Source organism: Streptomyces sp. NPDC033221 (genome assembly GCF_055577005.1).
Genome location: NZ_JBVIQN010000006.1, coordinates 199,228 through 213,187 on the forward strand (window position 1 = coordinate 199,228; position 13,960 = coordinate 213,187).

Annotated in this window: 11 protein-coding genes and 1 pseudogene; 8 read left to right on the plus strand and 4 right to left on the minus strand. The window is 70.7% G+C overall.

Features of this window, described 5'->3' with window-relative positions; translation table 11 throughout:
- Positions 1-80: 80 nt before the first annotated feature.
- Positions 81-1,511 (minus strand): 3-hydroxybutyrate oligomer hydrolase family protein, encoded by a 1,431-nt coding sequence (locus ACZ53K_RS10465; RefSeq protein WP_468833739.1) that lies wholly within the window; start codon positions 1,509-1,511, stop codon positions 81-83.
- A gap of 602 nt (positions 1,512-2,113) precedes the next feature.
- On the opposite strand from ACZ53K_RS10465, the gene ACZ53K_RS10470 reads away from it, so the two are divergent.
- The 5 genes from ACZ53K_RS10470 to ACZ53K_RS10490 all read left to right on the plus strand — a co-directional run bounded on the left by ACZ53K_RS10470 (position 2,114) and on the right by ACZ53K_RS10490 (position 6,593).
- Positions 2,114-2,677: a hypothetical protein gene (locus tag ACZ53K_RS10470; RefSeq protein ID WP_468833740.1), complete on the plus strand. Its 564-nt coding sequence runs from the start codon at positions 2,114-2,116 to the stop codon at positions 2,675-2,677.
- Entirely contained in the window at positions 2,674-3,267 is a 594-nt protein-coding gene (locus ACZ53K_RS10475; RefSeq protein WP_468833741.1) for a TetR/AcrR family transcriptional regulator, read from the plus strand. The genes ACZ53K_RS10470 and ACZ53K_RS10475 overlap by 4 nt, the downstream gene beginning before the upstream one ends.
- A gap of 640 nt (positions 3,268-3,907) precedes the next feature.
- Positions 3,908-4,690, plus strand: coding sequence for a CoA transferase subunit A (locus ACZ53K_RS10480; protein WP_468834017.1), 783 nt, complete (start codon positions 3,908-3,910; stop codon positions 4,688-4,690).
- Position 4,691: 1 nt separating this feature from the next.
- Positions 4,692-5,351, plus strand: coding sequence for a 3-oxoacid CoA-transferase subunit B (locus ACZ53K_RS10485; protein ID WP_468833743.1), 660 nt, complete (start codon positions 4,692-4,694; stop codon positions 5,349-5,351).
- A gap of 300 nt (positions 5,352-5,651) precedes the next feature.
- Positions 5,652-6,593: an extracellular catalytic domain type 1 short-chain-length polyhydroxyalkanoate depolymerase gene (locus ACZ53K_RS10490; RefSeq protein WP_468833745.1), complete on the plus strand. Its 942-nt coding sequence runs from the start codon at positions 5,652-5,654 to the stop codon at positions 6,591-6,593.
- 68 nt (positions 6,594-6,661) lie between these two features.
- Here the strand turns inward: ACZ53K_RS10490 and ACZ53K_RS10495 are convergent.
- A pseudogene (locus ACZ53K_RS10495) lies at positions 6,662-7,036 on the minus strand (transposase family protein); the annotation flags it as partial.
- Positions 7,037-8,067: 1,031 nt separating this feature from the next.
- Positions 8,068-9,339: an acyl-CoA dehydrogenase family protein gene (locus ACZ53K_RS10500; RefSeq protein ID WP_468833746.1), complete on the minus strand. Its 1,272-nt coding sequence runs from the start codon at positions 9,337-9,339 to the stop codon at positions 8,068-8,070.
- 229 nt (positions 9,340-9,568) lie between these two features.
- Here ACZ53K_RS10500 and ACZ53K_RS10505 point away from each other — a divergent pair, with 229 nt between their 5' ends.
- Entirely contained in the window at positions 9,569-10,381 is an 813-nt protein-coding gene (locus ACZ53K_RS10505) for a hypothetical protein (protein ID WP_468833748.1), read from the plus strand.
- Here the strand turns inward: ACZ53K_RS10505 and ACZ53K_RS10510 are convergent.
- Positions 10,317-11,639, minus strand: coding sequence for an aminotransferase family protein (locus ACZ53K_RS10510; protein ID WP_468833750.1), 1,323 nt, complete (start codon positions 11,637-11,639; stop codon positions 10,317-10,319). The genes ACZ53K_RS10505 and ACZ53K_RS10510 overlap by 65 nt on opposite strands.
- Positions 11,640-11,772: 133 nt before the next feature.
- Here ACZ53K_RS10510 and ACZ53K_RS10515 point away from each other — a divergent pair, with 133 nt between their 5' ends.
- Both ACZ53K_RS10515 and ACZ53K_RS10520 read left to right on the plus strand, forming a co-directional pair.
- Positions 11,773-12,411 carry a P-loop NTPase family protein gene (locus tag ACZ53K_RS10515; protein WP_468833751.1) on the plus strand — a complete coding sequence of 213 codons (639 nt, stop codon included), beginning with the start codon at positions 11,773-11,775 and terminating at the stop codon, positions 12,409-12,411.
- Positions 12,392-13,945, plus strand: a complete 1,554-nt coding sequence (locus tag ACZ53K_RS10520; RefSeq protein WP_468833754.1) for a GMC family oxidoreductase — start codon at positions 12,392-12,394, stop codon at positions 13,943-13,945. The genes ACZ53K_RS10515 and ACZ53K_RS10520 overlap by 20 nt, the downstream gene beginning before the upstream one ends.
- The last annotated feature ends 15 nt before the right edge of the window (positions 13,946-13,960 follow it).

Sequence of the window (13,960 nt, forward strand, 5' to 3'; positions counted from 1 at the left end):
CGGAAGAGCCCGGGTTTTCGCACCGGCCCGCTTCCCTGCCACGGCCCGCCGCGGCTTCGCCCGCGGCGGGCCGTGGCACGTCAGCGGCCGAGCGGACAGGTGGTCAGGAGCGTGGCCGCGTCGGCGGCGGGCGGACGGGGCACGGTGCGACCGGCCGGTGGCGCCTGGGAGTGGGCCAGCCACCCCTCCAGGACGGTGAAGGCCGAGCGGTGGCAGGGGACGAGCGGCCTCAGCCGGTCGGGGAAGGCGTCCACCAGGGAGTCGGTGTGAGTCCCGTCCGCAATGCGGTAGTAGCGGTGCAGTCCGCTGCGGCCCGCCCGGTGAACCATCCGGGCGTACACATCGGAGTCCCGGCCAATGGGGAGCAGGACGTCCAGGGTGCCGTGGACGGTGATCAAGGGCTTACCGATGCGGCCGGTCAACGCGATCCGCTCCACGGCACGGTGGACATCCGCGGGGCGGGAGGCGTAGTCGTAGTCCGTGTCGCAGGCCGCACTTCCCGTCGGGCAGTACGGAGTGCCGGCCTCCGCCGTTCCGTCGAAGCCGGGGTCCACCTCCGCACGGTAGATCCGCTGGGTGAGATCCCAGTACACCTTGTGGTGGTAGGGCCACAGGAACTCCGACCCGGCCGGGTAACCGGCAGCGTGCATCGCCTGGCCCGCCCGCTCGGCGGCGGGTCCACCGGCCGCATACACCGGGTAGCGGCGCAGCGCAGGCGGCAGGAACGTGAGCAGGTTCGGCCCGTCGGCGCGCCACAAAGCGCCCTCCCAGTCCACGCCCCCGTCATACAGCTCGGGGTGGTTCTCCAACTGCCAGCGCACCAGGTAGCCGCCGTTGGACATGCCGGTCGCCAGAGTCCGGGCGGGTGGGCGGTGGTAGCGCTGGGCGACCACGGCGCGGGCCGCGCGGGTGAGCTGGGTCAGGCGCGAGTTCCACTCGGCAATGGCGTCACCCGGCCGGACACCGTCGCGGTGGAAGGCGACTCCGGTGTTGCCCTTGTCGGTGGCGGCGTAGGCGTAGCCGCGGGAGAGGACCCAGTCGGCGATGGCCCGGTCGTTGGCGTACTGCTCACGGTTGCCGGGGGTGCCCGCCACGACCAGGCCGCCGTTCCAGCGGTCGGGCAGGCGGATGACGAACTGGGCGTCGTGGTGCCAGCCGTGATTGGTGTTGGTGGCAGAGGTATCGGGGAAGTAGCCGTCGATCTGGACACCGGGCACGCCCCTGGGGACGGTGAGGTTTTTCGGGGTGAGACCGGCCCAGTCGGCCGGATCGGTGTGGCCGGATGCCACCGTTCCCGCCGTGGTGAGCTCCGCCAGGCAGTCCGCCCGCTGGTGCGCGGCTGCGGGGACGACGAGGCGCTGCAGACCGGCGCAGCGGCCGCCCGGCCCCGAGCCGGCAGCAGACGGTGTGGCCGTGGCTGTCGGCACGGCGAGGCCCAGAACGGCCAGGGGCAGGAGGACCGAAGCGGCGCGCCGGCACGGGCGCGCCACGGTGGTGAGGTGCGAGAGCATGCAATACCTCTGATTTTGAAAGCAGTGACGGGCCGGAGGCTAGGAGGCCAGGGCAGGGTTCCGACAGGGGTGCGCCCACCACCGTCACGGCGGTCGAAACGGATGCCGGCCCCACTCGGAGCGACGGCATGGCGCCATCCCCGTCCCCGGGGCTCGGCACCCTCTGCGCCTGGGCCAGGTAGCGGGAACACCTGCGGCAGGCGACCGCCCACCGATGTGTCGCCGGCCTGCCCACCACCCTCGCTGGGCGAGGCCGGCTCACTCCGGCAGTGGCTTGGCCGGTGGCCGGCACCGCGCCAGGGCAGGGGGAGGCGGCGTCCGGAGGCGTCGCGCGGTTCAGTGACCGGGCAGGCGGCTTCGGCCGTGGCCCGGTTCCTCCACGCCGCGGTGGCTGTGTACGCGAGAACGGGAGTTGTTTGTCAACGACTTCGGGAGCCACTTCATGCGCTGCCGCCATGATCAATGTCGATGAGTTGGGGAGTCTCCTTCGTCGCGCCGGACGGCCCAATTCGTCGCCACCCCATTCGCTGATCCAGGCGGATCCGCGCTGACCCTGTCGAATGTCTGGCCCCGGGGGCTCTACAAATGTAGAGTCCCCGGGTATGAGTGGGCTTGCAGGCACCTTCGTTCCCCGCCCGGACTTCGCCTCCCGGCACCAGATGGTCATCCCGGCTCCGGTGGAGGCGGTGTGGGCGGCGTGGCAGGAGATGGAGCAGGCCGGCGGCGAGGGGTGGGGGCCGATTGTCCGGGCGCTGTTCACCGTGCGGCGGCAGCTCGGCCGCATGAAGAGAGGGGCCGGCAAGGTCCCGCAGAAGGACCTGCGGGACAGCTTTCTGCGGCTGGCCGAGGACCCACCGCGAGAGATGGTCCGGGGGATCGTGGGGCAGTGGTGGACCATGGGAGCAGCCGACGGCCGGCCGGACATCACAGGCCCGGATGAGTTCCTGGCATTCGACGAACCCGGCTACGCGAAGGCGACCTTCAGCATGAGATTCACCGCGGACGCCGCCACCGGTGGTACGCGGGCCGTCACCGAGACCCGGGTCCTGTGCCTCGACGAGGGGGCTCGTCGTGCCATGGGGCGGTACTGGCGGCTCATCGAGCCGTTCAGCGGCCTCGTCCGCCGGATGATGCTCAGCAGGCTCAGGAAGCGGGCCGTCGCATGAGCAGCGCCAGAAGCCCCCGCGTACAGGCGCTGCTCACCGCGGCGGTGGCGGTTATCGCCGATGAGGGCCTGCGAGGGCTCACCCACCGGGCGGTCGACGGACGGGCGAAGGTGCCGGCCGGGTCGACCAGCTATTACTTCCGTACCCGGCAGGCACTGCTCGCCGGCGTGGTCGCGTTCATCGCTGAACAGGAAGTGGCGGACATCGAAGCGGCGACCGTCTCCGAAGAGTTGGCGGAGGCGCCGCCGGTACGCCAGGTGGCCGACCGCTTCGCGGGCGTACTGGCCCACTGGCTCGGCCCCCAACGCGACCGCACTCGCGCCCGCCTGGAGATCATCCTCCTGACGTCGCGTCGCCCAGAAGGGGAGCTGGGCACCCAACTGGGCCGCGCCCGGGAGAGCTTCGTCGGCCAGGCGCAGCTGTTGGCAACGGCGCTCGGCAGCCCGTATCCGAAAGAGGGCGGGCGGATCGTGGTTGCCTTCGCCGAGGGGCTCACGTACGACGGGGTGACGCGACCCGGCCCGGACACCACCGACCGGGCGGCCCTGCGGCAGATGCTGGAGAGGGTCCTGCTCACCCTGGCCCGGTAGTGGGGCGCTGGAGGGGACAGCTGGGCGGGAGCAGTACCGGCAGCCGGTTTACCGACCGATCTGGAAATCGGCCCGATGCGTCCTTCTTCGTGCCGGGAGGGACCAGCCGAGCACCGATACTGATCAGTCCCTGGGAGCCGAGAGCCAACCGACACCAGCTGAGCCGCCGACCGCATGTCGTCACCTTGGATGACCCACGTCGTCACCACCCCGACCCTCCACCGGGGTGGCTTCCGTGCTCGTGAACATCACCTAGTCGCACGAGCGTGCGACTCCCAATGCCATGCCAAAACGACGTCACTTTTGGCGTACAGAGCCACCGCGGCGCCCGCGAACTGCAAAGGGCGCAGCAGCGTACGTGGACGGCGCATATTTTGAGCAGCCAGCCATGTGGCATGGATACAGCCGGATCGGTGGCGAACGGCCCGCCGTTTCCCCAGGTTCCCCGAGGCGAAGCGGCGGCAACACCCATACAGGTGCCGGCCGATGTGTGGGGCGTTTCCGTGGCTAAGCGGGCCGGCCCCTTCCTAGGGTCGACACCCATTGGCCGAGTGGGCACCGGCCGGACCAGCGGTCGAAGGCAGTCAGGCCATGCCGTTGGTGAGGAAGGCGGTTGGTGTCCCCGACGGAGAGGGACCGGATGGGTCTGGACAAGACGGTCGCGGACGCGGCGGAGGCGGTGGCGGACATCCCCGACGGGGCGTCGCTGGCCGTCGGAGGATTCGGGCTGTGCGGCATACCGAGCGCGCTGATCGAAGCCCTGCTGCAGCGGACGGCCTCAAGACTGGCGGTCGTGTCCAACAACTGCGGCGTGGACGACTGGGGACTGGGGCTGCTTCTGCGCACCGGCCGGATCGCCAGGATGACCAGCTCGTATGTGGGAGAGAACAAGGAGTTCGCCCGGCAGTACCTCAGCGGTGAGCTGGAGGTGGAACTGGTGCCGCAGGGCACCCTCGCCGAGCGGCTGCGCGCGGGAGGAGCCGGAATTCCCGCCTTTTACACACCGGCCGGAGCCGGGACCCAGATCGGTGAGGGCGGCCTGCCGTGGCGGTACGGGGCGGACGGGAGCGTCGCGGTTGCCTCGCCGGCCAAGGAAACCCGCGTCTTCGGCGGGCGTGAGTACCTCCTGGAGGAGGGCATCACCACCGACTTCGCGCTGGTGCGCGCCACCATCGGCGACCGCCACGGCAACCTGGTCTTTCGTTCCTCGGCCCGCAACTTCAATCCCCTGGCGGCGATGGCCGGCCGTATCACCATTGCGGAGGTCGAGCACCTGGCCGAACCCGGAGAACTCGACCCCGACGAGGTGCACCTGCCCGGCGTGTTCGTCCAGCGCGTGGTCCGTGTCCACCCCGGCGGCCCCGCGGCCGAGCGGCGCATCGAACGCCGCACGGTCCGCACCGAGCAGGAAGGCGGTGCCTGACATGGCCCTCACCCGTGAGCGGATGGCTGCCCGGGCCGCCCGGGAACTGGCCGACGGCACCTCCGTCAATCTCGGCATCGGCCTGCCCACCCTGATCCCCAACCACCTGCCGCCCGGGGTCGAGGTGGTACTCCAATCGGAGAACGGCATTCTCGGCGTAGGGCCCTACCCGACCGAGGACGAGATCGACAGCGACCTGATCAACGCGGGCAAGGAAACCGTGACCACGCTGCCGGGCGCCTCGTTCTTCGACTCCGCGCTGTCCTTCGGCATGATCCGCGGCGGCCACATCGACACCGCCGTCCTCGGCGCCATGCAGGTATCGGCCACAGGCGACCTCGCCAACTGGATGATCCCGGGCAAGATGGTCAAAGGCATGGGCGGCGCCATGGACCTGGTGCACGGAGCCCGACAGGTCATCGTGCTCATGGAACACACCGCCAAGGACGGCAGCCCCAAGCTGGTGCCGGAATGCACCCTGCCGCTTACCGGACGGAAGGTGGTCCGGCGCGTCATCACCGACCTCGCCGTCCTCGATGTCACCCCCGAGGGCTTTCGGCTCGCGGAGCTCGCGCCCGGCGTGACGGTCCAGGAAGTCCAGGCGGCCACGGCGGCCCGGCTGATCGTGCCCGAGCGGCTCGCTTCGCGGCCGACGGCCTGAGCCGATAACACCACCAGACCACTGAAACAACCCCTCGGGGCCCATCAGGAGCCGTCCCGACTGTGGTGCTTCCTGCCATGTCGTGGACACAATCCCGCCACCTACGGTTCCGGACACCGGGCCGCTTCCGCCCCACGTGACGGAAGCGGTCCCGGACCCCGCAGGTCATCCGAGGGAGCCGCCATGCCGTCACATCTCATTGAACCCGCAGCAGGACCCGGAGGCGGGCCCGCTCGTCGAGCCGCCGGCCCATCGTGGCCCGAGGCCCGACGCCGACCAGCCGCGACGCTCACCGCTGCAGTGGCCGCAGGAGCGGCCGTTCTCCTGCTCGCCGCGCTGTCCGTCGTAGCCCTGCCCAGCCCGGCCCGTGCGGCGGCAGCACCTCAAGAAGTGACGGGCTTCGGCTCCAACCCGGGCAACCTGCGCATGTTCCGTTACGTGCCCCCGGGACTGCCCGGCGGACGCCCCGTCGTCGTGGCCATGCACGGCTGCACCCAGAACGCCACCATCTATGCGGCCAACACCGGCTGGATGCGGCTGGCCGACACATACAAGTTCTCCGTGGTCCTCCCGCAGCAGCAGACGGCGAACAACATGAACGCGTGCTTCAACTGGTTCGAAGCCGGTGACACCCGGCGGGACTCCGGAGAAGCACTGTCGATCAAGCAGATGGTCGACCGCACGAAACGGGACAACGGCTCGACGAGCGCCTACGTCAGCGGCCTCTCGGCGGGCGGAGGGATGACCTCCGCCATGCTGGCGGCCTACCCCGACGTCTTCTCGGGCGGGGGAATAATCGCCGGGCTGCCTTACGGCTGCGCCAACTCGGTGGCCTCCGCCTTCACCTGCATGAGCCCCGGCGTCGGCAAGAGCCCCAAGGAGTGGGGGGACAAGATCAGGGCGGCCTTCCCGTCGTACGCGGGGCCGCGCCCGAAGGTCTCGATCTGGCACGGCACCACGGACTCGACCGTGAACCCCATGAATGCCACCGAGCTCATGGAGCAGTTCACCAACGCCAACGGCACCGATCAGATACCGGACACCACGGACACGGTCGGAGGCTACCCCCACCGGGTCTACGGCGACGCCGTGGAGACCTACCAGATCACGGGCATGGGACACGGCCAGCCCGTCGACCCCGGCCCAGGCCCGGCACAGTGCGGTACCGAAGCCGCCTACATCCTGGACGTGAACATCTGCTCCGCGTACCACCTCGTCCGCTTCTGGGGCATGCCCACCTGATCCGCGCGGACGGAAGCCCGCGGCAGGGCATGCCGCCCAGGGAACGCTCCCGGGCGGCATACCCTGCCGGTGCACACCAGATGCAGCTTCAGGCCCCAGTAGAAGCGGGAGTGCGAGCGGCTGTGGTCGTAATTCGCCCAGCCGGCCAGGTCCGAGCGTTTGACGCTCTCTGATGGCCTGCTTGACCAGGCCCGGCGCGGCCCGCAGCCGCTTGTTGTAGGCGGGCCTCTGGGGCAGGTACGGAAACAGGGGGTGCAGGTGGGCGTGGGCGAAGTGCAGCCAGCGGGCCTCGCAGTGGAAGCCCGGCACCGCCTGGGCCACGGCGAGGGTGACCAGTTCCGCATCGGTCAGCCGGGGCGGCCGGCCCCGCCACCGCGGACTCTTTAAACGGTCATCGACGAGCGCATACAGTGCGGTCAAGAGGCGTCTGGTTCGGTCGTCACTACCCGATGCTGGACACCCTCCCTGCGTGGTGTGAACCCCGCAAACGGAACTACTCGTCCAGTGGTGCTTCGTCAACTGCGCTGATCTTGCCTGTTCGGGGGCAGGGTGGCGGTATGAGGCGTAGGGGGGAACGGTTTCGGGGTGAGCTGTCCGGATTCGTTGCTGATGTGTTTGATTCGTTGCCGTGGCGGGATCAGCGTCGCTGACGAGGGCAGCGGCCTCGCAGCGGACCGCGAGCTTGTCGTATCCCGTGGCCACAGCACGGTGCCTTGTGAAGCGATTGATGCCGCACTCGACGGCGTGCCCTCCTCGGCGTCGGACTTGGGAGGCCGGCCACCACGCGAGCGACCGAGGCCGTGGTCATCGGGGTCGCCGGTGATACCGTCGGGAAGCTCCTTCTGAAGGCCCCCCTTCTCGCCTCGGCAGCGTGCTGGGGCCCGACACACGGTGGAGTCGTTACTGAGGTCCCAGGTGATGAGCTTCCTGGCGTCGGCCCGGGCCTGAGCTCGGCGAAAATCCGATGTCAGGTGCCGTCCCGGTGCCGGCGACGGAGCAACTCGTACACCCGGGCCCAAGGCCCGTACTGCTTCGGCACGCCCCCACGGGATGCCGGTGTGGTACGAAATCGCATGCCGTCGGCTGATGGCGGGCCGGAGACGGCTGACGACCTTGTGGTGACTTGGCTTCGCGAAGAATCCGGCGGCCGGTGGCGTGACCGGGCCGGCATCGGCTCCCGCAAGCTGAGAGCTGTGCCTGTCCAGCGTGATGCTGGCGCCCGTTGCCTCGGCCGGGGCGGGCCAGGGTCACGCGGTCCCGCTCCGCCGTGCCGTACACCGGTCCCATGCACCGGCACCCCACGGCATACTTGCGGCCCGGCCCGTGAGCCGGGCCGGGCCGCACTGCCGCAGCGGAGCTCGCACCCCGCTGCCTCACCCCTGGTCTGGACCGGTAGCGACATGGTGTCGTTGGGTCGGCGGTCGCCTAGGGGTGTCCGCGGCGGCATGTGCCGCGGAAACTCAAGGGGTGTGCGTCACCGGTCGCCCTCCTGGGATTCCGAAGAGCGGGATTCCGGGAGCCCCAGCGTGGTGTCGGCGACGAAGTCCACCGCCTCCTCCGGCGGCGAGTAAGGGGGCATGAAGGCTGCCGCCCGTACGTCGCGGTAGGCGCGGGCCAGAGGGTGGCGTGCCTGGTAACTCGCGCCGCCCGTCAGCCGCATGGCGAGGTCGACGACCGTGGTGGCGGCGCGCTCGACGGTCATGCTGACGAGTTGGCACTCCTTCATCATGGCCCGGCTCATGTCATCGGTGACGACCTGCGGCTTGTTGCGCAGCAGCAGTGAGTCGAAGTCCTGCAGCGCCGCGGCGAGTGTGCCGCGGGCCGCGGTCAGGGCGGCTTCCATCTCGGTGACGGCGGCCTTCACGGCGGCCGACCCTGACCGCTTGCGGCTGGACGACGGCCGGGTCAGGGCCTCCAGCGCGTGGTCGCGGGCGGCTTCGGCGATCCCGAGGCAGACGCCGTTGAGTCCCATGCCGCTGACCGCGCGGCCCTCCAGCATCCCGGCGTCCCGCTGGCCCCAGGGCCCGCGCACCATCAGCGCGTTGTCGGGTACGACGCATTCGCTGAACAGGACGCTGCCGCTGCCGGAGCCGCGCAGCCCCAGGCCCTGCCAGTCGTCCTCGACCCGCACGCCCGGTGTGTCGGCGGGGATCATGGCGCTCGCCAAGTGGTTCCCCTCGCCGCGCACCGCCTTGAGGCGGCAGTAGAAGTGGGTCGCGGCGGGGGAGACGGACGCCAGGATCTTGTGGCCGTTGACCACCCAGCCGTTGTACGAGGCGGTCGCCGTGGTGGCCAGATTCCAGTAGTCGGCTCCGCGTTCGGCCACCGCTGAACACAGCAGCATCCGGCGGGCGCCGATGGCTTCCAGCCACTCCGCCCGGGGCAGGTAGCCCGGCTCACCGTCCGCCGCGAACCGTACGACGCGGGCGAAGTACCACGCCAGGGCGATGTGCATGTAGTAGGCGACCGAGACCGAGGCGTCGGCGCGGGCGATCCGGGACGTGACCACCGTCAGGTCGTGCAGCCGCTCGACGCCGAAACCGCCCAGGTCGGTGGGGACGCTCGCGGCGAACACCCCGGCGTCGACCAGCGCGTCGACGCTGTCCCGGGCGAAGCGCCCGTCCTGGTCGGTGGCCTCCGCCTGCTCGGTGAGGAAGTCCTGGAGTTTCGCGACCGCCGAGACCGCCTGCTCGCCACTCGCCGTGGCCGGCTGCAACTCGGAGTTCAGTGACAAGGAAATCGACATTATTGCGTCCTCGGCGTTTGGCGGGTACCCGGCGGATTTTGGTCATTGTGCGTGGCGGACACAATGCCGGTATGTGTGCCGACCGGGGTATTCCGGACGTTCGAGTGAGGGCATTGCCCGGGGTGTAATGCCCCGGTTACTGTGACCCCGACCAGCGGAACGGTGAATTCGGTTTCTGACTCCTATGTTCAGTTTCATGCACCACCGATCGGGGGAAGGGTTTTTTACTGTGCGGACTCTGACTCTTCAGTTCTCCGGATGGATTCTCGGGGACTCCACCCGTCCGGCCGCGGCCGGACGCTGTGAACTCGCCGAGGGCGAAGGCGCGGTCATCCGGTACGACGAGCGGGCGGATTCCCTGGCCTTCGCTCCGGACACCGGCCCTCACCCGCACGGACTCGCTGTCGTCACGGCCCGGGACGGCCACTGGTGCCTGACGAACCTGCACGCCGAGGACACCTACTTCGTCGAAAACATGGAGACCGGCGGGGAGTTCGTCAAGGTGGTGCCGCGCCGCCGGGACATACCCATTCCCTTCGAACTGGCCCGGCTCGTCCTGCCGGTGCCGCGGGGAGCCGGGAAGGTCGACGTATTCGGTCCCGAACCGCATTACCTGGCTCCCTCCTCGCTGTCCGAAAGCGCTGCCAACTGGCCCCGGCTCGACGAGCGCTGTGTTTATTTCCGGGTCCTGGTCGCCCTGTGCGAACCCCAGTTACGCGGTTCACCGCCCGGCGCGGTGCCGACGATCGCCGAGGTGATCGAACGGCTCGGGAGCGGCCGGCCCGTGTACCGGATCAGCCGGGCCGCGGTCAATCACCACATCGACTACCTGGCCACGCACAAGCTGCGGGTGGGCGAATGGGCCGGGGCCGCCGACGGGAAGCGCACCTACTGGAAGCGCGAAGCGATCGTGGCGATGGCCCTGCGCTCCGGCCTGGTCGGGGAGGAGCACCTGAGGATGCTCCCCAACCAGCGCGTCACAGGGCGGCAAGCGCCTGACCCGTCGCGTGCACCAGCTCCGCCACGCCGCTCTCGTCGATGACCAGCGGTGGAATGGCCATCACGGCGGTGCCCTGCCGGCGCAGGAGCACACCGCGCTTCCTGGCCCCGGCCGCCAGGTCCGCCGCGGCCTCGGGGCGGGCACACTCGACCGTCGCCACCAGGCCCAGCCCCCGCACGTCACTGACGTCCGGGTGGTCCAGCAGCGGGCGCAGGCCCGCCAGAAGCTGTTCGCCCAGTGCCGCGGACGCCTCGACCAGTTTGCGTTCCTCGATGACGTCGAGCACGGCGCACGCCACCGCGCACGCCACCGCGTGTCCTCCGGTGGTGTGCCCGTACCGCAGACCGCCGATCAGCGGGTCGGCCGCGAAGGAGGAGTAGACCTCCTCCGTGGTGGTCAGCGCCGCGAACGGTATGTACCCGCCGCTCAGGCCCTTGCTCATGGTGACCAGGTCCGGTGTGACGCCGTCGTGTTCGAAGCCGAACATCCGCCCGGTACGGCCGAAGCCGCAGAACACCTCGTCCACGATCAGCAGGGCACCGGTCCGGTCGCACAGGTCGCGCAGCGCCCGCAGGAATCCGGGCGGCAGCATCACTCCTCCGCCGACGTTGAGCAACGCCTCCACGAACACCGCCGCGGGCGGCGTCCCGTCGAGTACGGCGCGTTCGAACTCCTCGACCAGTACGGGCAGCGCCTCCGGTGTGCGCAGTTCCCTCGGCGGGAGCGAGGTCCGCACCCGGGTGACCGGGAAGGGCTCGCCGCCGTACACGGCGTTGGTCGGCAGCCCGGACAGATGCTGGGCGACGTAGGTCGTGCCGTGGTAGCCGGCGGCGAAGGTGACGATCCGGTTCCTGGGCTCGCCCTTGTTGGTCCAGTAGTCGTGCGCGATCCGCACCGCGGCCTCGGTCGCCTCCGAGCCGCTGTTGACGAACAGCGTACGGTCGAGCCCCTGGGGCAGCAGCGCGCCGATCCGCTCGGCGGCACGGCCGACGGGCAGATGCGTGCCCACGCTCAGGTCGAAGTGCGGCAGCAGGGACATCTGCCGTTCGGCCGCCGCGATCAGGGCGGGGTGCGCGTGCCCGCAACTGGCGTTCATCGCCGACGCCATGGCGTCGAGGTACTCGCGTCCCGCCGCGTCCCGTACGCGGTACCCCTGGCCGGACACCAGGACCGGAGCGTCCTGGTCCGCACCGCCCACGGGGGACCACGGATGCCATACGAAGCGCCTGTCACGCTCACGGGCGCGGCCCTCGTCCACGTCGGCGGCCACGCCGGAGATCTCACCGTTGGTAAGCGACATGCCAACGATCATGCAGCTCCGCCGGGCCGCACACACCCGTACACCTGTCAGGGTGTCAATCCGCCGGGAGCCGGTGATCATGGCTGCGACGGCCGGCAGCGGCCCGTGGAACGGATCGAAAGGAACGCCGACGGTGGTCTTGCACGTGCTCAATCCGGCGGCGGCCCTGCCGCGCCGGCCGGACCGGGTGCTGGTCGCGGGCGGCAGCGGCGCGGGCAAGACGACGGTCGCCGACAAGTGCGCCGGCCTGCTGGCACTGCCCCGCATCGAACTGGACGAGCTGTACTACGAACCCGGCTGGCAGGTGCGTTCCGAGTTCGCCCAGGACGTCGCCCGGGCGGCCGGGCAGCCCCGCTGGATCACGGAGTGGCACTACCCGGAGGTGGCCACCGCGCTCGCGCGCCGGGCCGACCTGCTCATCTGGCTCGACTATCCGCTGCGCACCACGATGACCAGCCTCGTGCTGCGGACCCTGCTGCGGTCGCTGCACAAGGAAGTGCTGTGGAGCGGGAACCAGGAACCGCCGCTGCGGTCGGTGTTCACCGATCCGGAGAACATCCTCCGCTACGGCTGGGCCACCCGGCACTCGGCAGGCGACCAGGTGCGGGCGCTGGCCCGCGACGCCCCGGACATCGAACTGGACGTGCTGCGCTTCACCCGGCCCGCCGACCTGTCGGGCTGGCTGCTGCGACTGGCCGGGACCTTACCGGGACCGGCCGCGTCCGGACCGCACACTACGGAGAGGAGTACCCGTGCGTCAGGGCTTCGATGACATCGTCGTCGGCGCGGGCCCGGCGGGAGTGGTACTCGCGGCCCGTCTCTCGGAGGACCCGGACCGCCGGGTCCTGCTGATCGAGGCGGGCCCCGACTACCCGGACCCCGCCCGCCTGCCCGAAGACCTCCGCAACGGGTGCACCCCGTCGATGGTGGACCACGACTGGGCGCTGACGGCCGAACGCCCGGACGGCGCCCGGCTGCCGCTGCCGCGGGGCCGGGTGGTCGGCGGCTCCTCGGCGGTGAACAGCTGTATCGCGCTGCGCCCCGAACCGGAGGACTTCGCCCGGTGGACGGAGCGGGCGGGCGGCACCGACTGGTCGTGGCCGGACGTCCTGCCGTACTTCACCGGGCTGGAAGCCGACGCGGACTTCTCGGGCCCCCACCACGGCTCCCGCGGTCCGCTGCCGCTGCGCCGGCCCGCACGGTCCGAGTTCTCCCCGCTGTCGGCCGCCCTGGTGGAGGCCGCTGCCGCCGCCGGCCATCCCTACGCCGCCGACCACAACGCGCCCGGGTCCACCGGTGTCGGGCCGCTGCCGCTGAACCTCGCCGAGGGCGGACGCCGCGTCTCCGCCGTGGCCGCGTATCTGGACCCCGCGCGCGGCCGGCCCAACCTGACGATCGCGGCCGGCACCCTGGTCGACCGGGTGCTGTTCGAGGGAAACACCGCGACCGGTGTCGTGACGGTCTCCGGAGGCCGCGCCACACGGGTGTACGGAAGCCGGGTCACCTTGTGCGCCGGCGCCTACGCGACCCCCGCGCTGCTGCACCGCTCCGGCGTCGGCCCGGCCGCGCACCTGCGCGCGCTCGGCGTGGACGTCGTCGCCGACCTGCCGGGCGTCGGCGCCGGGCTGTCGGACCACTCCCAGGTCCCTATCGGCGTCCTCCCCGTCCCCGGGCTGTGCGATCCGTCCGACCCGTGCGCACAGGTCCTCCTGCGGTACACGGCACCGGGCTCGGACACCCCCAACGACATGCAGCTCTACGTGCTCAACCATGTGGAACTGGACGTGTACGCCCCGCACCTGGCCGACCGGGTGCCCGGCGGCCGGGCGTTCATGGTGACCTCCAACCTCATGGCCCCCCGGGGCCGGGGAACCGTCACCGCGGTCTCCCGCGCCCCGGAGACACCGCCGCGCATCAGCATCGACTACACCGCGGACGCGGAGGACCTGCGCCGTCAGCGGGCCGGGGTCCAACTGTGCCGGGAACTGCTGCGGCAGCCCGCGTTCACCGCGCTGACCAAGGAACTCATCGGCACGGACGCCATGGACGAGGAGACGGCCGGCTCGACCGAGCGGCTGGACGCCTTCATCCGCCAGGCGGCACGGACGGCGCACCACCCCATGGGCACCGCCAGGATCGGCCCCGCCCACGATCCGGACGCCGTGGTGGACGGCCGCTGCCGGGTCCATGGCACCGAGCGGCTCCAAGTGGCCGACGCCTCGGTCATCCCGGTACCGATACGGGCCAACACCCACCTGGTCGCCCTCGTCATCGGCGAACGGGTCGCCGCGTGGTCCGCCCAGTAGCACACCGGACACGAG

Bases quoted from the DNA above. Each gene is read 5' to 3' on its own strand.
- ACZ53K_RS10465 (WP_468833739.1), bottom strand. From the start codon at position 1,511: ATGCTCTCGCACCTCACCACCGTGGCGCGCCCGTGCCGGCGCGCCGCT.
- ACZ53K_RS10470 (WP_468833740.1), top strand. From the start codon at position 2,114: ATGAGTGGGCTTGCAGGCACCTTCGTTCCCCGCCCGGACTTCGCCTCC.
- ACZ53K_RS10475 (WP_468833741.1), top strand. From the start codon at position 2,674: ATGAGCAGCGCCAGAAGCCCCCGCGTACAGGCGCTGCTCACCGCGGCG.
- ACZ53K_RS10480 (WP_468834017.1), top strand. From the start codon at position 3,908: ATGGGTCTGGACAAGACGGTCGCGGACGCGGCGGAGGCGGTGGCGGAC.
- ACZ53K_RS10485 (WP_468833743.1), top strand. From the start codon at position 4,692: ATGGCCCTCACCCGTGAGCGGATGGCTGCCCGGGCCGCCCGGGAACTG.
- ACZ53K_RS10500 (WP_468833746.1), bottom strand. From the start codon at position 9,339: ATGTCGATTTCCTTGTCACTGAACTCCGAGTTGCAGCCGGCCACGGCG.
- ACZ53K_RS10510 (WP_468833750.1), bottom strand. From the start codon at position 11,639: ATGTCGCTTACCAACGGTGAGATCTCCGGCGTGGCCGCCGACGTGGAC.